Consider the following 21843-nt stretch of genomic DNA (forward strand, 5'->3'; position numbering starts at 1 on the left):
GCGGAAGGCGTCTAGCGAGGACGAAGCCGCAGGTGCGGCTTCGCTAGGAAACTACCCCAGATCCTCAATCCGGCGTTTCAGCCGGCTGTGGATCGCGCGCGCCGGCGATGCCATTTCGAAGCCGCAGCGCCATGCCTCGTCGAGCCGCGCGATGCGTTCATGCAGCCGCTCGGTCTCGGCAATGAGATCGCAGGTTGCAGGCTCCAGCACCTCGAGCGCTCGCGGATCGGCGCAGCGATCGGAAGGCAGCGTTCCATGCAGGCGCACCTGCGTCTCGCTGAGGTCGCCGGAGAAGAAGGCGCGCTGGTTCAACAGCCAAGCAAGCACATGCATCATGCGCGTGGTGGTCTTGAGGCCCTCTGTCGACAGCGCAAGGCGGATGTCGGAGCTTTCGCCGTTCTCCGGTTCGCGCGTGCCCAGAGCAAAGACGGCGCGCACCTCGTCGGCAAGGAGAAGCGCCTCACTGTAAAGCGCCTCGATAATCGGGCGTGAAAGATCGGTTGTACGTGACATTGTGGGGTTGCGCTACGCCTCGCTGGGCCGGCTGACCAGCCGCCCATGGTTACTATACCGTTGTCGTTTTTATGGCGTCCCGTAGCGGTACATTATGGGAGCGTGTTTAACGCTTTGTTAAATCGCGGACTGCCTTCGCCCACCAATCCGCGCTGGCGTCCTCGCATAAGCTCGGGCGCGCGGTCGCGCTTGCGACGCCTGCGGTGTCGATTTAGCGTGACCTCACCTGCGTATCACTGGTTTCGGCTGCACTGCAGCCGCAAGGCCGACTGGCCGCCCGCAGCGGGCGCGGCTTGCCGCGCATCTAGCGAGGACGTGCCCCTGGATGGGGGCACGCAAACTATCACGCAATGATATCGGGCAGCAGCGTGTCTTCGATGATCGCGATCTGGTCCTTGAGGCGCAATTTGCGCTTCTTGAGGCGGGCGATCTGCAACTGGTCGGTTGACCCTGCGTCGGTCAACGCGGTGATGGCGGCGTCGAGATCGCGATGCTCGGTGCGCAGCAGTTCGAGCCGTTTGAGAAGCTCCTGCTCATTCATATCGCAAACGAATCGTCCTCGAGGCTAAAGGGCCATAACTCATCGGTTCATGCGCCATCTTGTCGCCATTCGCCAAGGCCTTTCGCGAGAGATTGAGTGAACATTCACAAGGCCGACCTTGAGCAGTTACCGCAGGTTATCTCAGGAATGGACGCGGTTCACCGATTTACGTTTCATCAGCCCTTTGCAAGTTAACTGTGTTTGTGATCTTATCGAGATCTGCGGCCCGGCCGCCTGATGCCGAGTCGCTCCCCGGGGGCAGCCCCCCGACACAAGCAAAGGAGAACGCTTATGGCATCGCACGCATCTACGTCTCACGTGAATGCTCTCCAATCCAAACATGCCGGCCTTGAGGCCAAGCTCCGCGATGAGCTTGCCCGGCCCGCTCCCGATACGGCGATGATCCAGGCTCTCAAAAAGCAAAAGCTCAAGTTAAAAGAAGAGATTGCGCGCTGTTAGCGGCGCGCCGGTTTCCCCGCAGACACATTCATCGCAAATGGCGCCAAAAGAAGTGCGCGGCGCATCATGCAAGCCTTTGCTTTTGCAGAGCTGACAGCCTAGTCAGGGCAAAGTCATGACAGCCGCCGCTTCCGCCAGACAGATCCTCACCCGCCTTCACGAGGTGATGGCATCGCGCCTGCACGCGCAGGGCAAGCTTGACCAGGTGGTCGAGATCATCGGCGAATGTCTGTCGAGCGAGGTGTGCTCGATCTATCTCCTGCGCGAAGGAATGCTGGAACTCTACGCAACGCGCGGCCTGAACAAGAGCGCGGTGCATGTCACGCGCATGGCCATCGGCGAAGGGCTGACCGGCACGATTGCCGACAACGTCGAAACGCTCAACCTCGCCGAGGCAAAGGCGCATCCCGACTTCAGCTACCGGCCCGAAACCGGCGAGGACAAGTTTCACTCCTTTGCAGGCGTTCCGATCGTCTATCGCGAGCGGGCTGTGGGCATATTATGCGTTCAGCATGTCGACCCGCGCCGCTACGAAGACATCGAGATCGAGGCGTTACAGACCACCGCGATGGTCTTGTCTGAACTCATTACCAATGCCGAATTGGTGGACGAGGAAGAAGCGCTCAGCCTGTCGCCGCAGCAGTCGGGGCCTCAAACGCTTTCCGGGCTGACCCTGGTGAGGGGGCTTGGCGCCGGATTTGCCGCATACCACCAGCCGCGCGTCCAGATCACGCAGGTCATGGCCGACGATACCGAGGCAGAGCGTAGCCGCGTCTATCGCGCCTTCGACAAGATGCGCGAGCAAATCGACGGTCTCACCACTCAGGCCGAATTTGGCGTGGGCGGAGAGCATGAGGAAGTGCTCGAAACCTACAAGATGTTCGCATACGACGAAGGCTGGTCGCGCCGCATCAACGAGGCGATCGATTCAGGCCTCACCGCCGAGGCCGCGATCGAGCGTGTGCAGCAGCACACCCGGATGCGCATGCGCGAGATCGACGATCCGCTGCTGGCCGACCGGATGCACGATCTGGAAGACCTTGCGAACCGCCTGCTTCGGATCGTGTCGGGCCAGATCGGTACGGCGGCGCAGCAGGGGCTTCGCAAGGACACGATCCTGATTGCGCGCAATCTGGGCCCTGCGGAACTGCTTGAATATGACCGGCGTCGCCTGAAGGGCGTGATCCTTGAGGAAGGCTCGCTCACCGCGCATGTCGTGATCGTCGCGCGCGCCATGGGCGTGCCGGTGCTGGGCCGCGCAAACCGCGCACGCGGGGTCATTCGAGAGGGCGATGAGATCCTGCTCGACGCGACTGCCTCAACCGCGACGGTCCGGCCTTCGGCGCAGATGGCAGACGCCTTTGCGCAACGATTTGCCAAGTCGAAAGAGCGCCAGGCGGCCTATGCGAGCCTTCGCGATGTCGAACCTTTCACGCGCTGCGGCACGCGCATCACGGTGATGATGAATGCCGGCCTGCGCGACGATATGAGCGCGCTTGCGATGACCGGTGCTGACGGGGTCGGCCTGTTCCGCACCGAATTTCAGTTCCTCGTCTCCGCGACCCTGCCCCAGCGCGAACGCCAGTTGAAACTCTATCGCGACGTGCTCGATGCAGCCGGAGACAAGCCGGTGATTTTCCGCACGGTCGATATCGGCGGCGACAAGTCGGTGCCCTATCTTTCCTCCGGCATTGCCGACAACGATGAAAACCCCGCAATGGGCTGGCGCGCACTGCGCCTTGCACTGACGCGTGAAGGGCTGATGAAAGCGCAGGCGCGCGCCTTGCTTGAGGCGGCGGCGGGGCGCTCGCTCTATGTCATGTTCCCTATGGTCTCTGAGGTGTGGGAATTCGACGCGGCCAAGAAAGTCTTCGATGAGCAGCTCGAATTCATGCGCTCCAAAAAGAAAATGGTGCCCGAGCAGATCCATTTCGGCGCGATGCTCGAAGTGCCGGCGCTGGCCGAAATGCTGGACCTGCTTGTCCCGCGCCTTTCGTTCCTGTCGATCGGCACGAATGACCTTACGCAGTTCCTGTTCGCCGCGGACCGGGGGAACCCGGCGCTGGCGGAACGCTATGACTGGCTGAGCCCGCCGATCTTCCGCTTCCTGCGCCGCGTGGTGCAGGGCACTCTTGGCAGCAACATCGATCTGGGCGTCTGCGGCGAAATGGGCGGGCGAAGGCTGGAAGCGCTCGCTTTGCTTGGCATTGGCGTTCGCCGCCTCTCGATCACTCCGGCCGCTGTCGGCCCGATCAAGGAACTGGTGCGCAAGGTCGATCTTGCCGAGATCAACGATGCAATGAATCAGTGGTTGTCCGAACCCGGCGTCAATCTTCGCGAAGAGCTTTCCAGGTGGGCCACTGAGCGTGAAATTGAAACGGATTAGGGACAGCCTGCCTCTGGTTAACGACTGCTTGGGGCATCCTGGCTCAAGCCCTCGGGTTTTTACAAACCCTTGCTTGACTCATCACAGGGCGGGAAGCTTCTTGCATCAACAATGAAAATGCAAAATAACCACGATAACGTGGATCGGGTCATGGATAGCGAACAGGACACCACTTTTGAGGGCGATTCGGTGGCGGAAGATACAACTTCCGACACAGCCGGCGGTCGCCTGCGCGAAGCGCGCGAGGCCAAGCGCCTCGATCTTGCTCATGTGGCGGCCGAAACGCGTATCCCGCTAAGGCATCTCGAAGCGATTGAGGAAGGCGACTATGCCTCGCTGCCCTCTCGCACTTACGCGATCGGTTTCGCCCGCAATTATGCGCGGGTGGTCGCACTGGATGCGGAACAGATCGTCGGGATGGTCCGCGATGAGCTGTCCGAAGGACAAGCGCGCCAGTCGGCGATGCAGGGCGGTATGGAACCGGGCGACCCGGCCAAGCTTCCTTCATCTGGGCTTGCGTGGTTCGGCGGGATTGCCGCGCTGATTTTCGCGATCGGTGCATTCGCATTTGCCAGCACCTATTTCGGAGCGGGCGCCGACCTGCCATCGCTGATCGCGCAGGATGATGCCGCAGCTGAGGAAGGTGCCGATGCCGGCGAAGTCGCCGTGGCTGCAAATGAGGCGAGCTCCGCCGACACTTCAGACACCGTCGCCCCGCCCACCGACGGCCAGGTCGTTTTCACGGCCACCGGCGAAGGGGCATGGGTGCGCTTTTACGAAGAGGGAGGAGAGCGCCTTTACGAAGGCGTCATGGAAGAAGGCGACACGTTCGAAGTGCCGCTTGATGCGGACGATCCGCGCCTGAATACGGGTCGGCCCAACCTCTTCCAGATCACCATCAACGGGCAAGCGGTTCCGCCGCTTGCCGAGGAAATGGTGCCGGTTGGCGATGCTCCGGTTTCCGCCGCCGCACTTCTGGCGCGTGCCAATTCCCCGGACGAGCCGCAGATCACCAACAACTGAGCTGGCACCGCTCACCTCGCAATCCCCACATTCCCCCGTTTAGTACGCTTACGGGGTCGACTTGAACGCACCGTTTCGCCACAGATTCCGGTCATATTCATGCGCGCTTTCACATGATGCGCACACGCCAATGAAAGAGGGAGCCTGAACCACCATGACCCCCGCAAAATCTCTGAAATTCTCTGGTCTGTCGACCTTTCGCGTGCAGCGCGCCTTTCCGGCGCTTGGCGCGATTGTCGCAGCCGCCGTTGTTGCAACCACGCCGGTGCCGTCGATGGCACAGGACAATGCCGAGGCGCGCCTTCGCCGTGCCGAAGCCGAAATTCGCGCGTTGCAGCGCGCCGTGTTTCCCGGCGGCGACGGGCGGTTCTTCGAGCCGCAGATCACCGCAGACGGCAGTGCGACCGGCCCGGCAACCACGAGCGCTCCGTCGACGACCGCGGTAACCGATATTCTCGCGCGGCTCGACGCGATGGAGCAGCAGCTTCAACGCCTGACCGCTCTCACCGAAGAAAACACCAACACGCTGGGCCTGCTGGGCGAGCGGGTCACCGGCCTCGAAGCGCGCGCGAACAATGCGCCGATGATCGCGCCCCAGACCGCCGCCATCACCGCCGAAGCTGAGGCGGAGACCGGGATCGGTGCCGAGACCGAGACCGAAGCGGGCGCGATGGAAAGCAACCTCGCCGCCATGACCGGAGCGAGCGAAGCCGAAACGCAGGCCCCCGCCGCCAGCGGGCCAAGCCCCGAACGTCTTGCCGCGGTTCAGGAAATTACCAAGCCGCAGACCGAAGACGCGGCGGATGATGAATATTCCTACGGCTTCCGCCTGTGGAATGCCGGTTTCTATCCCGAAGCACGCCAGCAACTCGCCTCATACGTAGAGCAGCACCCGGACCATTTCCGCATCACCTATGGCCGCAACCTGCTTGGCCGCGCGTTTCTCGATGATGGAATGCCCGAGGAGGCGGCGCGCTGGTTCCTGCGCAATTATCAGGCGGATCGCACCGCCAATCGCGCGCCCGACAGCCTGCTCTATCTGGCCGAAAGCATGATCGCGATGGGCGACACCCGCCGCGCCTGCATCGCGCTTGCCGAGTTTGGCGACACCTATCCCGCAGTAGCCACCGGGCGACTTGCCGATCAATACGAGAGCAATCGTCGCCGGGTGAACTGCGAGAGCTGATCCGGCCGGTTACCGGGCGCAAGGGGGCGCTGATTGATACGCAGATCCATCTCGAGGCTATCGATCCTGAGCTGATCGCGCGCTTCGACGCTGCGCTGGAGCGCCTTTGGCCCGAAGAGGATCGAACCGGGCCGTTGGGCCTGGCGGTGTCGGGCGGTCCCGATAGTCTCGCGCTGCTGTTGCTCGGCGCGGCAGCGAGGCCGGGCGAAGTTGCGGTGATGAGCATCGACCACGGACTTCGTCCCGAAGCGGCTCAGGAAGTCGCTTTCGTGGAGAGCCTGTGCCGGACGCTCGGCATTCCCTTTACGGCGGCGAAGGTCGCGCCGGGCTCGGGAAACCTGCAGGCGCGGGCGCGTGAGGCCCGCTACGCAGCGCTAGTCCAATGGGCCGCGCAGCAGGGGCTCGGTGCGGTCGCGACGGCGCACCATATTGACGATCAGGCCGAAACGCTGCTGATGCGGCTTGCGCGGGGAAGCGGGATTGCCGGTCTGGCTGGCGTGCGCGAGTGGACGCATCTGCCCCAAAGCGACGTGCCATTGATCCGCCCCTTGCTGGGCTTTCGCAAGACAGAGCTTGAAGCGGTGGTTAAGAGCGCGGCCATCGCTGCGGTGAGGGACCCCTCAAACGAAAACCCCGCCTTCGACCGCGTGCGCGTGCGGCAGCATCTTGCTCAGCACGACTGGCTCGATGCCGAGGCGCTGGCGACGAGCGCACATCACCTTGCCGAAGCGTGGCGCGCACTGGAATGGTATGCGCAGCTCGACTGGGAGGAGATGGTCGACCGCGAGGAAACGCCCGAAGGCGCGCCGCAATACCGGTATTATTGCAATGCACCGCGCGCGGTCCAGGTGGAGACGGTAAGCCGGATCGTGAGCGCCCTTGGTGGCCGGGTCAGCCGCAGCGAAGCGGGTAATGCCGCCGACAGGTTATGGCGCGGCGAGAACGCATCGCTCGGCGGCGTGCTAGGCCGATGCGATATCGAGAAGGTCGAGAAAGTCGGCGTCGAAATGCGTGTCTGGCGCTTCTCACCCGAACCGCCGAGGAACACGCACTAACAGGTCACGACATGATCTTGTCGCCAAGGCCGATCATTTTGCCCCGCGTGATCACAACCCTGTCGCCGCGCTTTGCAATCGCGAACAGCTTTTCCGCAAAAGGATCGGGCACGCCGATACAGCCGTGCGAGGCATAGCCGTTCATTACCGGTGAACCGTGGATCGCGATCCCGTCCCACGTGAGGCGCAAGGTCCATGGCATTGGCGCATTGTTGTACTTCTCCGATACGTTATCGCGCTCCTTCGTCAGGATCGGGAAAGTGCCGAGCGGCGTCGGGTGCGACTGGGTACCCAGCAGCGCCACCGCCGTGCCGATTTCGTGACCGTCGCGGAACACGCTGATGACGCGCGCATCGAGGTCGACGGTCATCACGATCTTGCCCGTGGCAGGCGCGCGGCTTTCGTCCCAGTACCAATCGCCATACCGGATCGAACCCTCGATCGGCAGGATAGACTTGATGACGAAGGGATCGTCGCTCTGGACGACCGGCACGTTCTGGACCTGCGGCTCGGAAATCAGGCGGGTTGCGGGGCCACGCGGCGGCTGCGTCGTGGCGGAGGCATATTGCGCAGGCACGCTGTTATAGGTCACTTCGTCGAAGTCGTAGGCGCTGTTTGCCGCGATGGTGGCTGTAGGTTCGGGCGTTTCGACCAGTGCATTGGCAAGCGCGTTCACCGCAGCCGGGGCTGGCGGAAGTTCGGGAAGATCATCGGCTGACGTGTCGATCCCGAAAGGCTGCGGCAGGCTCGGGTCGACCACCAGCGAAGCGCCTCCGGTGGTCGGGTCGATCGCGCGGATCGCGTTTTGCGCGTCGGAAGCGACCTGCACGGCGGCATCGGCGGCCTCATCGGCGCTGGTCTGCGCGACTGCGAGCGAGGTGCCCCCGGTCAGCGCGGCAATTCCGGCGAGCGCGGTCAGGCCGAGATGTGTGAAAGTCGTTTGCAGAAGTTTCTGGTTCATGCTGCGCATTATGGCGATAATCGCGGTAAACTTCCAGCGACTAACGGGCGGCGTCCCCTCAAGGGACGCAGGGAACCCAAAGGTTAATGCGCATGGCCTCGCGGAGTTATCCGTGCGCCCCGAACTGGTTGGCTATCGCAATGCTGAGACGCAGCATCAGCGAATAGGCGCGCTCGATAGGGTCGATGAAGTCGCGGGTGATCGCGGCATAACCCTCCGCCTGCGCATCGGGATAGTCGGCAGGCGCGTCGATCGCGAAATCGGATGGCGAGGGGAAATGCGTTGGGAACGCGCGCCGCATCTGGGAAAGCGCGTCTTCGATGCGCAGGCTGAACACCATCTCCAGCACGTCCTCGCGGCTGACATCGTTCGCTCTGGAGAAGACCGGGACCGACACGGCGCGAAGGAAGATATGCTGCATCAGCGCCAGCCTCAGCGCCTGCGCCGCGCCGATCATCCGGCGGGTTTCCTCGACCGGCATGTCATTCTCAACCGGCGGCAACAGCTCGATCAGGCGGTGATATTTGAGCGCATCGACGCGCAAGCGGGAGGCAAGGCGGCGGAACACCCCGGTGCGATCGTCCTTGGTCAGATATTCGGCCAGCACCTCGCACGCGGCCGACAAATGCGGCTCGGTCCCGCGATAGGGACGGCTCGCCCAGTAAGCGGAGTTGAACAGCTCGCCATATGCCGCAACCGTCTTGATGCTGGCGAGCGAGTTCGATGTGCGGGCAAGGCGCAGCATCTGCCGCCCGCGCTCGCTTTCCTGCAAGAGCGCTGCGATCTCTTCGTAATTGCCATCTGCCGCGCTGCCGATCCCGGCGATGACATTCACCGGAAAGCCAAGCTGCTGGAGGATCGAATTGTGCGGGATCGCGCGGATCTGGCGTAGGTTCATGTCGCGGTCGGCGCTAAGGTCCGACTGGCGGCGCGAGACCCGGCTGCCGGTCGAATTGAGCAAGCCGAGGCCGAAGGCTGTCACCGCGCGGCTGTAAGTCTGGCTGCGCAGATGGGCGCGCTGATGCGCACGGATGGCGCGGTAGAAATCGAGGCTGAGATCGGTGCGCGCATAGAATGGATCGTCGCAAACCTCGCTGCGCTCAGGCGCATCGGTGATGATCCGCGTCAGTGTCGCGTGGGCGAGCGCGGGGTTGGCAAACAGCAGATATCCGTCGCCGCCCTGAAAGCTGACTTCGGGTTCGAGTTCAATTCCGTGACGGTGGAACCGGCTGCGCGCCCACGGGCTGAGCGGCCATGTCAGGCGGTCGGCAAAGCCGCTGGGATGCGCGCCGCGACCCATGCTTTCGCCGTGTGTGTTGAAGATCAGAGCGGCCACGTCCTTGAGGCCATTGCGCTCCATCGCCTGCGCAAGCCGCCCTTGCAGACGCTCAATCGCGAGGCTCGCGGGAATTTGCCCGACGAACCGCCCGGCGTCCGAGAACCCGGTCTGGATGCACACCCGTCCGCGTGTCCGGGCGTAGTCCTTGTACTGGTCTTCTGCGCACAGCGCTTCGAGGAAGCGCCCGCCGTGCTCAAGCGCGCTTTCGGTTTCGAACAAAGGCGAGACATCGACCTTGTCCTCGATCCCGAACAGCCGCGCGAGATACAGCGCGGCGAGGATGGTCGAGGGCTGCTCGCATTCGGCGATCAGCATCCGGATCGGCGTATCGGCGTCGATATGACCCAGGATCTGCGCCATCGCGAGGAATTGCCGGGTCGCGGTCGAGCTTTCGATGGCGAGCGAGGCGAAATTGGTTCGCTTGGGTTCGACTTCTGCAAGCATCCGGCGAAGCGTCGCCATCGCGCCCTTGCTGGCGAGATCGAGGCCCGCTTGATCGCCCAGATGCGCGCGGATGGCGTTGTGAAGCTGCTTTGCGTTCACGCGGAAATGGACATGCGCCATGCCAAGCCCATCGGCGCGCATCGCGGCGGCAAGAGTGAGCAGGTCGACGGCGTGATCGGTATCGTCGCTCGCCTCGGCCTCTTTTTCGAGCGCTTCGATGATCCCAGCGAGCGAGGTCAGCTTTGCCGGATCGTCAGCGGTCAGCCGGTTGGCGGCGGCGGAAAGCTTGTCCGCATCGGTAAGGTCATCTGCGAAGTCCTTCGCCCCGCGCGCGGCGTGTTCGGCCGCTGCGGTGAGCGTTTCGACCAATGCGTGCCCGGCGTCGATGGCCTTGAGGTCAGCCGCATAACGCTCCAGCCGTTCGGCCTTTTCCGACAGGCGGAACCGGATCGAGGTGTACCACTTGATATCGGTGCGCCCGTCCATGTCGTATCCAACCCAGGTCGCGAAGCGGAACGGCAGCGGCTTTGTGATCTTCCACTGCTTCGGCCAGCACGCGGCTGCATGGACCAGCGCCTCGCGAGCGATCTGGCTGCGCGCATCCTGCGCATTGGCGATGGCGGCCATCGCCTGTTCGTGTTCGTAATCGAGCGTGACGGCGGGTCGCGGCTCGCTGGTGGCGCAGGCATCGCAGGAAAGCTTCGCGCCGGTCGCGGCGGCTTCGGCGACAACCGTTGTGTGCGCGGGCGTCATCAAAAAGGTGGGATGCGCGGTGAAGACCGCGTGCAGGCTCGGCGTTTCCAACCTTGCGCGAAAAGCGTTGAAATCCTCACCCGGTCCCAGCGCTTCCTTGAGAGCGGTCGTGTTGGCTTGCGGTTCGACCGGCGCAACCAGCCGCTCAAGCCGTTTGGCGCGCGCCTTGAGCGAGCTGCACTCCATCTCGACCACTAGGTCTTCGAGCGCATCGAGGTCCATCACCCCGCCCTCAAGCGAGCGCGACAGGTCGAGGCCAAGCTGAAAGACCGGGTTGAACAGCGGCGTCTCGCGCGTGCGGGCGTGCAGCTCCTGCAATCGCTCTGACAGCGAGCCGAGCGTGGTCAGCGGCAAGGTCATGGCTGCGGTTCCTCAAGATGGGTCTGGGCAAAGGCGGCTGCTGCACCGAGCAGGCCGGGTTGGGGGTGGGTGATGAGCTTTACCGGAAGCGTCGCCATCATCCCGGCAAAGCGCCCCTTGGCGGTGAAGCGCGAGGCGAAACCGGACGTGCGGATCGTCTCGCGAATGCGGTAGCCAAGGCCCCCTGCGATCACGACGCCCTTGGCCCCCTGAACCAGCGCGATGTCCCCTGCGACCGATCCCAGTGCGAGGCAGAAGCGGTCGACCGCGGCGGCGGCGAGGCTGTCCGAACCGTCGGTTCCGGCGGTCCAGATTTCGACATCGGTCATTTCGCGCACCGCGCGCCCTTCCATGGCAGCTAGCGCCTGAAAAATGTCGACGATGGCAGGGCCCGAGACGACGCGTTCGTCCGAGACGCGCGTGTGGCGCTTGCGCAGGCGAGCAAGGATCGCGTCCTCGATACTGTCGAGCGGCGCGAAATCGCCGTGACCGCCCTCGGTCGCCTGAACGCGGTAAGAGCCGTCGGGGCGGCGATAGAAGTATGCGACGCCCAGCCCGGTGCCCGGACCAAGGACGCTGATCGTGCCGGGTTCGGGGAAGGGCACGTCCGGGCCAGCGAGATGCAGGAATTCCTCGTCAGGCGCGCGCGCAGCGGCGTGAGCCACGGCTTCGAAATCGTTGACGATGACGTGGCTCTTGCAGCCCAGCTTGCTCTCGATCAGCGGCGGGCGGATCATCCAGGGATTGTTGGTAAAGCGGATGATGTCGGGCTTGATCGGCCCGGCCACCGCCATCGCCAGTTGGTCGGGCAAATTGCCGCCCATCTGCTGCGCGAAATCCTCCCACGCGGTCTGGAAACTGGCGTGGGTTTCGGTGTGGATCGTGACCGGATCGCCCAGCGCGATGTTGCTGTCCGCATGGATGGTCGCGATGGCAAAGCGTGCATGCGTGCCGCCGATATCGACGGTGACGATCTGTGTCTCCCCCGCCAAGGCTTTACAATCCTGCGCTGGCGAGCATTGCCGATGCGCCCTGTTCGGCGCCATCGGCCTGCAACTGCATCATCCGGTAAAGCTCGCGCCCGACGCCCCATTCGGGCTCGGGATCGGGAGCGGCGTCGCGCGCGTCGAGGTCGGCTGTGGTCGAAAGCTCGCCCGTCTCCGCGCAGACCTTCACCATGTCGCCATCGCGCAGGTAAGCGAGCGGTCCGCCGCCGACAGCCTCGGGCGTGATGTGGATCGCGCAAGGCACCTTGCCTGACGCGCCCGACATGCGCCCATCGGTGACGAGCGCGACCTTGAACCCCTTGTCCTGCAACACTGCGAGCGGCGGGGTGAGCGAGTGGAGTTCGGGCATCCCATTGGCGCGCGGGCCCTGAAAGCGCACGACGACCACGACATCGCGGTCAAGCTCGCCCGCCTTGAAGGCTTTCGTCACGTCATGCTGGTTTTCGAACACGCGGCACGGCGCCTCGATGGTCCAGCGCTCTTTTGCGACCGCCGATGATTTGAAACAGGCGCGGCCAAGATTGCCGGTCAAAAGCTTCATGCCGCCGTCATGCTGGAAAGGCTCTGCCACCGGGCGAAGCATGGTGTCGTCGCGCGTTTCGGTGACGCGGGTCCACTGGAGCTTGTCGTCCTGCCAGACGGGTTCTGCCGTGTAGGCTTCGAAGCCGTCTTCCCACACGGTGAGGATGTCGGCGTGCGCAAGGCCTGCGCCCAGAAGCTCGCCGATCACGTAACCCATGCCGCCAGCGTGGTGGAACTGGTTCACATCGCCCGATCCGTTGGGATAGACCCGCGCGACGAGCGGGACGACGCTCGACAGCTCGGCAAGGTCGGTCCAGTCGATGATGACGCCGGCGGCGCGCGCCATGGCGGGGATGTGGATTGCGTGATTGGTGGAGCCGCCCGTGGCGAGAAGGCCGATGGCGGCGTTGATGATCGCTTTTTCGTCGACCACCTGCGCCAGAGTACGCTCCGTCGTCCCGGCAAGCTCGGCCACCCGGTGAACCGCCGCCCGGTCGAGCGCCTGGCGCAATCTCGTGCCCGGCTGGACGAACGCCGCGCCCGGAACATGCAGCCCCATCATCTCCATCATCATCTGGTTGGAGTTGGCGGTGCCATAGAACGTGCAGGTGCCCGGCGAGTGATAGCTTGCGAGTTCGCTTTCGAGCAGCACATCGCGCCCGACTTCGCCCGCCGCATATTTCTGGCGGGTTTCCTGCTTCTGCTTGTTCGAAATCCCGCTCGGCATTGGGCCTGACGGCACAAAAATCGCGGGCAGGTGGCCAAAGCGCAGCGCGCCGATCATCAGGCCGGGGACGATCTTGTCGCAAATGCCAAGATAGGCCGCGCCGTCATACATCTGGTGGCTCATCGCGACCGTGGCGGCCATGGCGATGTTGTCGCGAGAAAAGAGCGAGAGCTCCATCCCGTCCTCGCCCTGTGTGACGCCATCGCACATAGCAGGCGTGCCGCCCGCGACCTGAGCCGTTGCGCCCACTTCGCGCGCATAGATCTTCAGGCGATCGGGATAGCGGCCATAGGGCTGATGCGCGGAGAGCATGTCGTTATAGGCGGTGACGATCCCGATATTGGGCCCGCGCCCCTCCTTCATCGCCTCCTGATCCTCAAGCGCGCCCGCAAAGGCATGAGCGAGCACCGAGCATGAGACCTGCTCGCGTTCGGGGCGTCGGTCGCCCTCGCGCTTCATCAGGTCGAGATATCGCCCGCGCGACGGTTTTGAGCGTTCGATAATACGCTCCGTCACGCGGTGGATGGTGTCGTTGAGGTTACTCATGCCAGCTCACTCCGTCGCGTTCGGCGAGCGCGATTGCCGCGCTCGGCCCCCAGCTGCCTGCGGTGTAGGTCTTGGGGGTGACGCCGTTCGCTTCCCATTCGGCGCGGATCGCGTCGATCCAGTGCCACTGTGCCTCGACCTCGTCGCGGCGCACGAACAATGTCTGATCGCCCTTGATGAGGTCAAGAAGCAGGCGCTCATACGCGATGCGGCGCTGGGTCTCGGCAAAGGCCGATGGCATCGCGATCTTCAGCGGCACTTCGCGCAGGCGTACGCCGTCTTCATCAAGGCCCGGCACTTTCGCCATCAGCGAGAGCGTGATGTCCTCTTCTGGCTGAATGCCGATGAGGAGGTGGTTGGGTTGGAGCCCTGCGGCGGTTTGAAGTTTCTGGCCTTCGAAGATCGAGTGCGGGACGCAGCGGAATTTGACCAGAATCTCGGTCACGCGTTCAGGCAGGCGCTTTCCGGTGCGCAGGTAAAAGGGCACGCCCTTCCAACGCCAATTGTCGACATGCGCCTTGATCGCGGTGAAGGTTTCCGTGGTCGAGGGCTTGCCCAGTTCCTCGTCATAGCCCGGCACCGCCTGTCCGTTGACCGCACCTGCGCGGTACTGACCGGTAACGGTCTCGCTGGCGACAGCCTTGCGCAGAGCACGCAGCACCTTGACCTTTTCATCGCGCACGGCGGTCGCATCGAAGCTTGTCGGCGGTTCCATCGCGACCAGAGCGAGCAGTTGCAACATGTGGTTCTGCACCATGTCACGCAGCGCGCCTGCATCGTCGTAGAACGTCACGCGGCCTTCGAGACCCACCGTCTCCGCGACTGTGATCTGCACATGCTCGATGATGTTCGAATTCCAGATCGGTTCGAACAGGATGTTGGCAAAACGCAGCGCAAGGAGGTTCTGCACCGTCTCCTTGCCCAGATAATGGTCGATGCGGAAAATGCGTTCTTCGGGAAAGGCATCGGCAACCGCATCGTTGATCTGCGCAGAGCTTTCCAGATCGGTGCCGAGCGGTTTTTCAAGGCACATGCGCACCTTCTCACCCGTCAGCCCGGCATGTTGTAGCCCGGCAATCGTGGGGCCGAACAGGCTGGGTGCGGTGGAAAGGAATATGGCGAGGCCGCCATTTTCCTCATCGCTTTTGCCCGCATCGGCGACCTTTGCCGCCAGCGCATCGAAGCCATCGACCGTGGACGCATCGAGCGGCTGGTATGTCAGGCGATTGAGAAACTGCGCCATGCTGCCGCGCCGTTCAGCGGGCAGGAATTCCTCAAGCGCCTCACGCGCCATATTGCGAAATTCGCCATCGTCGATTTCGCTGCGCGCCGTGCCGATAATGGCGAGGCGTTCCGGCAAAAGCCCGTCCGCATCAAGAGCGCAAAGGCTGGGCAGCAGCTTGCGCCGCGCAAGGTCCCCCGTCGCCCCGAACAAGAGCAAACGGTCAGCAGCAAATTCAGTCATCGTGATCCCCAATATTCAAGTGGGGCGTAACGTCATGTCAGGATGCCTGCAACGAAAGAATTGTTGCAGGTGCGAAAACGTAAGATTCAGTCTCCAAACGCTACGGAAACCTTGCTGTATTCGAATTGCATCGGGCCAAAGGTGGTGAGGAAAGAGACATCGGCTGCATCGCGTCCCACGCCGATCTTCACCGCATTGGCAAGGTCGGCCATTCCGGTTGCATCGACAAGTTGCCAGCTACCTGCGCCTTCGCTTTCCTCGCCATGCGGATCGGCAAGGAACACCTCGGCGACGGCATGAAAATCCTGCGGCGTGACCCCGGGCGCATAGCAGGCGACATAGCGCGCCGGGATCGAAGAGGCGCGGGCCAGCATCACCAGCACATGCGTGTAATCACGGCAGATACCGGCGCGCGCGATGAAGCTGTCGCTTGCATCGGTGGAAGCATCGGAGATGCCCGGCGTGTAGGTGAAGTTGGCCTCTATCCAGTCGCGGATCGCGGCGATGCGCGCACCCCCGCTCGTCCCTTCGAATTCGGCGGACGCGAGCGACTGGTACTGGTCGGCGCGGCAATAACGGGAATCGAGCAGGAACTTGACCGTCTCGCCCGGCAGCATGTGCGGGGGAAGCGAGGCGAGGGTGGAAAGGTCGTGCAGCTGTCGTTTGACGCGAATGTTCGCTTCGTACTGGACCTCCATCCGGCCTTTTCCTTCGAGCCAGATCCGCTCCCCGATATTATCCTGCGCCGCGACGCGGGCGAGGTGCTGGGTTGCGGTGATCGAAGTCGCAGTGTCGATAATCTCCTGCTCAGGCAGCGAAGCGGCTTCGAACTGAAGCAGCGCCGAAGTCGGCTGGTCGAAACAAAAGGCGAAGCGGGAGGAGATGAGTACGGACATATGTTAACCTAACGCATGAGAACGCGGCGGTTCCGAGCGCGGCGTGTTTTCCTACTTGCCAGCCGGCTGATACGGCAGCGCGCATGGCTCTCGCACGCCCGACTGAGAATGGACACTCGCCCTCAGCCAGAGTGACACTTTATGCCCAAGGGTCACACTTTGAGCCGCAAGGTGACACTTTTCGGCCCGAGAGTGACACAAAGGCAGGTTTTGCCCCTGGACCGTGTAACATGCGGTCCACTTCTGGACTAAGCGTCTGTAATCACGCCATAAAGGTCGTGAGCGTCGGCGTCCTCAATCTCGACATCGACGATCGCGCCGGGTTCCAGGGTCAGGGGCACGTTGCGGAGGTAAACCGCGCCGTCGATCTCCGGCGCGTCGGCCTGACTGCGCCCGGTTGCGCCGATGTCACCGTCCTCGTCGGGTTCGCCCACCTCGTCGATGATGACGGGCAGGGTCTTGCCGACCTTGGCGGCGAGCTTGGCGGCGCTGATGCGCTCGGTCACTTCCATGAGGCGGGCATAGCGCTCTTCCTTGACCTCTTCGGGCACGGGGTTCGGCAGGTCGTTGGCGGCCGCGCCCTCGACAGGTTCGAACCGGAATGCGCCGACGCGGTCGAGCTGTGCTTCCTCAAGCCAGTCGATGAGGTACCTGAAGTCGTCTTCGGTCTCGCCGGGGAAGCCCACGACGAAGCTCGAACGCACGGCGATCTCGGGACAGATCTCGCGCCAGCCCTTGAGGCGCTGGAGCACCTTGGCCTCGTTCGCGGGACGCTTCATCGCTTTGAGAACCGAGGGCGCGGCGTGCTGGAACGGGATGTCGAGATAGGGCGTCAAAAGCCCCTCGGCCATCAGCGGGATGACGTGATCGACGTGGGGGTAGGGGTAGACATAGTGGAGCCGCGTCCACGGAGCCTTGCCCTCTGCGGTGCGCAGCTGGCCAAGCTCACGGGCGAGGTCCGTCATGTGCGCGCGCACTTCGCGCCCCTTCCAAGGCTTAGCCTCGTGGCGCGTATCGACACCGTAGGCGCTGGTGTCCTGGCTGATGACGAGCAGCTCCTTCGTACCTGCCGCGACCAGCTTCTCCGCCTCGCGCAGCACCGCGTCGATCCGGCGGCTCGCCAGCTTGCCGCGCAATTGCGGGATGATGCAGAAGGCGCAGGAGTGATTGCAGCCCTCGGAGATCTTGAGATAGCTGTAATGGCGCGGGGTCAGCTTGATCATGTTGTCTGCGCTACCGCTTCGCTGCTTGAGCGCGGCGGGCTGCGGGATCAAGTCGACGAACGGCCCCTGAGAAGGCGGGGCGTGGGTGTGCACGGCCTCGACCACCTGCTCGTACTGGTGCGCGCCGGTGACGGCGAGCACTTGCGGATGAGCGGCGCGGATCGCGTCGGCCTCCTCGCCCATGCAGCCGGTCACGATGACGCGCCCGTTCTCGGCGATGGCCTCACCGATGGCGGCAAGGCTCTCTTCCTTGGCGCTGTCGAGGAAGCCGCAGGTGTTGACCAGCACGACATCGGCGCCCGCATAATCGGCGCTCATCGCATAGCCGTCGGCACGCAGGCGTGTGAGAATACGCTCGGAATCGACCAGCGCCTTGGGGCAGCCGAGCGAGACCATGCCGACGCGCTTGGCGTCTGGAAGGGTGGAGGGGGTATTCATGATGCGCGCGCCCTTACACCGGTTGCGAGCGAAGTGCCAGAGTGTGCAGCTTTCCTACATCTGGCTTTGGCGCTACCAAGCCACCCGCTTCCTCCACCCTTCCACCCGGATTATCACACCGGGTTACGATCCGGGTGGAAGGGTGGAGGGAGCGGGTGGCCGGGTCGCAAACAAACGGGAGAGGAAAGATGGGCGATTTCGCATTATGGCCGGTGCTTGCTGGCACCGCGGCGTTCTTCACGGTCGGGGCGATCTGGTATGGGGTGCTGTTCGGTGAAGCATGGCAGCGCGCGGCGGGCATGTCGGACGAGGACGTGCAGGGCGGCAACATGGCGCTGATCTTCGGGCTGACTTTCGCCTTCGAAATGCTGATCGCGATGGTGCTGTGGCACCTGATCGCGCGGACCTCGCCAGAGCCGCATGTGGTGATGATGATGGCTGTCGGTTTCGCGGTGGGCGTGATGATCCCGGCGGTGGGTATCAACTACCTCTACCAGCGCAAAAGCGGCATGCTGTTCGCGATAGATGCAGGCCACTTCATCGCGGGAATGGCCGCGATGGGCGGAGTGTTCTTGTTGTTCCTGTAAGCCGCCGATCCAATTGGTTAGCGGTGGATCGAACCCGTCAGGGTTCGCAAGGCCGACCGGCCGCCCGCAGCGGGCGCAGCTTTGCTGCGCGTCTAGCGAGGACGCTCACCCGGATGGGTGAGCGCAAGACAAGGTTACCCGCCGTTGCCATTACCGTTGCCGTTGGTCGACGGCACGATCTCGACGATCACGTCGCCGGGCTGGAGGTTCTGGCACTCGTCCTCCCAAAAGCCGATGGCGCGGCCGTTGCGATAGACGCGAAGGCCCCTGCCGCCGGTTGAAAGCTCGGTGATCGAGCAGCCGCACTCGTCCTCCGCCACCACGCGCTCGACGAGCTGAACACGGCCCGAAACCGAAGCGAGGTCGGCAAGGTAGTCTGCGATATGCGGCCCGTTGGCGGACCCTGCGAGCAGGAGGCCGGTAAAGCGCACGGGGTTAATCACGTTGTTCGCGCCCGCCTGCCGCGCCAGCAGCTCGTTGTCGTCAGCGCGCACGACCACGCTGATCGGCACCTTGGGAGCAAGATGGCGAACGGTGAGGACGATGAGGATCGAGGTGTCGTCGCGCCCTGCCGAGACCAGCACGTTCTTGGCCATCGACACCCGCACCGCCTTCAGCGTCTCATCGCGGGTCGCATCGGCGGCTATCACGTTGACGCCAAGCTTCTCGGCCTCCTTGAGGCGGTCTTCGCTCGGGTCGACGACCACGATGTCGTCGGCCTTGGTGCCGCGTTCGATAAGCTCCTCGACGCTCTGCGAACCCGACACGCCATAGCCGAGGACGACCACGTGACCCGAAAGCTTCTCCTGAATGCGAGCCATGCGCCACTTCTCCCAGCTGCGTTTGATGATGAAGTTGTAGGCAGTGCCCACGAAGATGAAGAACACCGCGAACCGGATCGGGGTGACGATGATCGCTTCCTTGAGCCGCGCACTGTCAGTGACCGGAGCGATGTCGCCAAAGCCCGTCGTCGTGATCGAAATCATGGTGAAGTACACCACGTCGAGGAAGCTGATCTCCCCATCGACGCTGTCGACCAGGCCGTCGCGGTCGAACCAGTGGATCATCACGACGATGAAAATGAGGAAGATCGCCGCGCCAATCCTGAGCGAAAGATCGCCCCAGACCGGCAGCTTGACCGCGCGTCTCAGCGGCTTGAGGCGCTTTTGCACGGGATGCCTGCCCCGCTGGTTCGAAATCGTGTGCTGAGGTTCGCGCTTCGCCATGGGCCTGTTGAATCAGTCCTCGTACCGCGATGCAAGCGTGTCGATGCTGCTGTAATGCGTGAGGTCGAGGTGAAGCGGCGTAACCGATATGAAGCCGTCGTCGATCGCTTCAAGGTCGGTGCCGTGGTCGAGTGTGTGCTCGATCGGGTCGAGGCCGAACCAGTAATACTGAAAGCCGCGCGGATCGCGCCCTTCGACCACCGTGCCGCGGGCGTAGTCGTGGAAGCCCTGACGCACGACGCGGATGCCCTTGACGTCTTCGGCGGCGAGCGGCGGGAAGTTGACGTTGATGAGCGAGCGCTCGGGCATCGGCACATCGAGCAGCGGCGCGATCACGCGCTTGCCCCAGGCGAGCGCCGCGCGGAACGTGTCGTCGTCCGCTGCTCCGTTGCGGGCATAGACCTGGCTCAAGGCGATCGAGCGAATGCCCGCAAGCGCGCCTTCCATCGCCGCCGAAGCCGTGCCGGAATAGGTGATGTCATCGCCAAGGTTCGCCCCGCGATTGACGCCCGACAGGATGAGGTCGGGCGCAGCGTCGACGACCTTGCGCAGCCCCATCGTAACGCTGTCGGTCGGAGTGCCCGTGACCGAGAAGCGCCGCTCTCCATGCTTGCGAAGGCGCACAGGGCGCGTAAGCGTGAGCGCGTGGCCCATCCCCGATTGCTCTTCGTCAGGAGCGCAGATCCAGATGTCGTCGGTAAACTCGCGCGCGATGGCCTCAAGCACTTCGAGCCCCGGCGCGCGGATGCCATCATCGTTCGTCAGGAGGATACGCATCAGGTGGCAGGTTCCAGCTTTGTCACGCCGCCCATATAGGGAGCGAGCGCCTCGGGGACCAGCACGCTGCCATCGGCCTGCTGGTAGTTCTCGATCACCGCGACGAGCGTGCGCCCCACCGCAAGGCCGGAGCCGTTAAGAAGGTGAAAATACTCGCTCTTCTTGGAACCTTCCGGGCGATAGCGCGCATTCATCCGACGCGGCTGATAGGTGCCGCCGTTGGAGCAGGAACTGATCTCGCGATAGGCATCCTGACCGGGCAGCCACACCTCCAGGTCGTAGGTCTTCATCATCGCCGCGCCCATGTCGCCCGAACACAGCGCGACGACGCGGTAATGCAGACCGAGCTTTTGCAGGATGCCTTCCGCGATGGCGGTGATGCGATCGAGCTCTTCCTCTGCCTTCTCAGGCAAGGAGGCAACGATCATTTCGACCTTCTCGAACTGGTGCTGGCGGATAAACCCGCGCGTGTCGCGGCCCGCTGCGCCCGCTTCGCTGCGGAAGCAGGGCGTGAGCGCGGTCAGGCGCATGGGAAAATCGCTCTCGGCGAACAGCTGCTCTCGGAAGGAATTGCCAAGCACCATCTCGGAGGTCGAAATCAGCAAGCGCCCGTCGGTCGTGCGAAACAGGTCTTCGCCAAACTTGGGGAGTTGTCCCGTCCCATAGCCCGCTTCCTCGTTGATCAGGAGCGGCGGATTGCACTCGGTAAAGCCATGTTCGCGCGTGTTGTTGTCGAGCATGAACTGGCCAAGCGCGCGGTGCAGGCGCGCCATATCGCCGCGCAGGAAGGTAAAGCGAGCGCCAGAAATCTTGGCGGCGGTTTCGAAGTCCATGCCGAGCGCGGGCGCAATGTCAGCGTGCTCCTGCGGGTCGAAATCAAAGCTGGGCTTCTCACCCCATTCGCGAAGGAAGACGTTGTCGTCCTCATCCTGGCCATCGGGAACCGAGGGATCGAGAAGATTGGGGAGCGCAAGCATCATGTCTTCGAGGCGCTTGGCGACTTCGCGCTCGCTCTCTTCCAGAGCAGGCATGTCGGCCTTGATCTGCGCAACTTCGGCCTTGAGCGCTTCGGCGGTGTCCTTGTCGCCCTTGCCCATGGCAGCGCCGATGGCTTTTGACGCTTCGTTGCGGCGGCTCTGCGCCTCTTGGAGCTTCGTCGTGAGCGCGCGGCGTTCCTCGTCGAGTGCGAGAATCTGCGCTGCAACCGGCTCAAGACCGCGCCGCGCCATAATGGCGTCGAACTCTTGCGGATTGTCCCTGATCATACGGATATCATGCATGGGCGCCAGCCTATGCCTTGTCGCCCTCGTGATGAAAAGGGAGAGTTTGCCGTACGAGCAAAACGATCCGCCGAACCGCTTGAATGCAAAACGGAACCTTCGTGCGCCGGTGCCATTAGTGAGGGGTAA

General features: G+C 63.3%; 18 protein-coding genes. 6 read left to right on the top strand and 12 right to left on the bottom strand.

All coding sequences use genetic code 11. From position 1 onward, the window contains the following. Nucleotides 1-51: 51 nt before the first annotated feature. Nucleotides 52-513, bottom strand: coding sequence for a DUF1465 family protein (locus CD351_RS05155; protein ID WP_111991612.1), 462 nt, complete (start codon nt 511-513; stop codon nt 52-54). 343 nt (nt 514-856) lie between these two features. After that, nucleotides 857-1054, bottom strand: a complete 198-nt coding sequence (locus tag CD351_RS05160; protein ID WP_007163148.1) for a YdcH family protein — start codon at nt 1052-1054, stop codon at nt 857-859. 291 nt (nt 1055-1345) lie between these two features. Between CD351_RS05160 and CD351_RS05165 the strand changes: the two genes are divergently transcribed. From CD351_RS05165 to tilS, 5 genes are all read left to right on the top strand, one after another. Then, the gene (locus tag CD351_RS05165; RefSeq protein ID WP_111993603.1) at nt 1346-1513 is read left to right on the top strand and encodes a DUF465 domain-containing protein; all 168 of its coding nucleotides are present in this window, start codon (nt 1346-1348) and stop codon (nt 1511-1513) included. Nucleotides 1514-1628: 115 nt separating this feature from the next. Continuing rightward, on the top strand, nt 1629-3899 hold the full coding sequence (gene ptsP / locus CD351_RS05170) for a phosphoenolpyruvate--protein phosphotransferase (RefSeq protein ID WP_111991613.1): 2271 nt from the start codon (nt 1629-1631) through the stop codon (nt 3897-3899). 150 nt (nt 3900-4049) lie between these two features. Further along, entirely contained in the window at nt 4050-4922 is an 873-nt protein-coding gene (locus CD351_RS05175) for a helix-turn-helix domain-containing protein (protein WP_111991614.1), read from the top strand. Nucleotides 4923-5076: 154 nt separating this feature from the next. Then, a complete protein-coding gene (locus CD351_RS05180; protein ID WP_111991615.1) occupies nt 5077-6108 on the top strand; it encodes a tol-pal system YbgF family protein in 1032 nt (343 codons plus the stop codon). Between the two features lie 134 nt (nt 6109-6242). Beyond that, nucleotides 6243-7163: a tRNA lysidine(34) synthetase TilS gene (gene tilS, locus CD351_RS05185; RefSeq protein WP_111991616.1), complete on the top strand. Its 921-nt coding sequence runs from the start codon at nt 6243-6245 to the stop codon at nt 7161-7163. 4 nt (nt 7164-7167) lie between these two features. Here tilS and CD351_RS05190 read toward each other — a convergent pair whose 3' ends face one another. The 7 genes from CD351_RS05190 to rimO form a co-directional block, all read right to left on the bottom strand. Beyond that, nucleotides 7168-8124 carry a L,D-transpeptidase family protein gene (locus CD351_RS05190; RefSeq protein ID WP_111993604.1) on the bottom strand — a complete coding sequence of 319 codons (957 nt, stop codon included), beginning with the start codon at nt 8122-8124 and terminating at the stop codon, nt 7168-7170. Nucleotides 8125-8230: 106 nt separating this feature from the next. Then, nucleotides 8231-11020 carry a phosphoenolpyruvate carboxylase gene (locus CD351_RS05195; protein WP_111991617.1) on the bottom strand — a complete coding sequence of 930 codons (2790 nt, stop codon included), beginning with the start codon at nt 11018-11020 and terminating at the stop codon, nt 8231-8233. Further along, nucleotides 11017-12012 carry a glucokinase gene (locus tag CD351_RS05200; RefSeq protein WP_111991618.1) on the bottom strand — a complete coding sequence of 332 codons (996 nt, stop codon included), beginning with the start codon at nt 12010-12012 and terminating at the stop codon, nt 11017-11019. Before CD351_RS05200 ends, CD351_RS05195 begins: the two co-directional genes overlap by 4 nt. Before the next feature lie 4 nt (nt 12013-12016). Then, on the bottom strand, nt 12017-13822 hold the full coding sequence (edd, locus tag CD351_RS05205; protein ID WP_111991619.1) for a phosphogluconate dehydratase: 1806 nt from the start codon (nt 13820-13822) through the stop codon (nt 12017-12019). After that, complete coding sequence (gene zwf, locus CD351_RS05210; RefSeq protein WP_111991620.1) at nt 13815-15287, bottom strand: glucose-6-phosphate dehydrogenase; 1473 nt, start codon at nt 15285-15287, stop codon at nt 13815-13817. Before zwf ends, edd begins: the two co-directional genes overlap by 8 nt. A gap of 86 nt (nt 15288-15373) precedes the next feature. After that, entirely contained in the window at nt 15374-16183 is an 810-nt protein-coding gene (locus CD351_RS05215; RefSeq protein WP_111991621.1) for a transglutaminase family protein, read from the bottom strand. A gap of 248 nt (nt 16184-16431) precedes the next feature. Continuing rightward, entirely contained in the window at nt 16432-17844 is a 1413-nt protein-coding gene (rimO, locus tag CD351_RS05220) for a 30S ribosomal protein S12 methylthiotransferase RimO (RefSeq protein ID WP_111991622.1), read from the bottom strand. 188 nt (nt 17845-18032) lie between these two features. On the opposite strand from rimO, the gene CD351_RS05225 reads away from it, so the two are divergent. Then, a complete protein-coding gene (locus CD351_RS05225; protein ID WP_111991623.1) occupies nt 18033-18431 on the top strand; it encodes a DUF1761 domain-containing protein in 399 nt (132 codons plus the stop codon). A gap of 134 nt (nt 18432-18565) precedes the next feature. Here the strand turns inward: CD351_RS05225 and CD351_RS05230 are convergent, their stop codons facing one another. Genes CD351_RS05230 through serS form a run of 3 tightly spaced genes read right to left on the bottom strand, consistent with a single transcriptional unit; the run spans nt 18566 to nt 21714 of the window. Further along, complete coding sequence (locus CD351_RS05230) at nt 18566-19657, bottom strand: TrkA family potassium uptake protein (protein WP_234027238.1); 1092 nt, start codon at nt 19655-19657, stop codon at nt 18566-18568. A 12-nt stretch (nt 19658-19669) separates the two neighbouring features. Further along, on the bottom strand, nt 19670-20434 hold the full coding sequence (surE, locus tag CD351_RS05235) for a 5'/3'-nucleotidase SurE (protein ID WP_111991624.1): 765 nt from the start codon (nt 20432-20434) through the stop codon (nt 19670-19672). Further along, nucleotides 20434-21714: a serine--tRNA ligase gene (gene serS, locus CD351_RS05240; protein WP_111991625.1), complete on the bottom strand. Its 1281-nt coding sequence runs from the start codon at nt 21712-21714 to the stop codon at nt 20434-20436. The genes surE and serS overlap by 1 nt, the downstream gene beginning before the upstream one ends. Between the last annotated feature and the right edge of the window lie 129 nt (nt 21715-21843).

The organism is Erythrobacter sp. KY5 (genome assembly GCF_003264115.1).
GTDB lineage: Bacteria > Pseudomonadota > Alphaproteobacteria > Sphingomonadales > Sphingomonadaceae > Erythrobacter.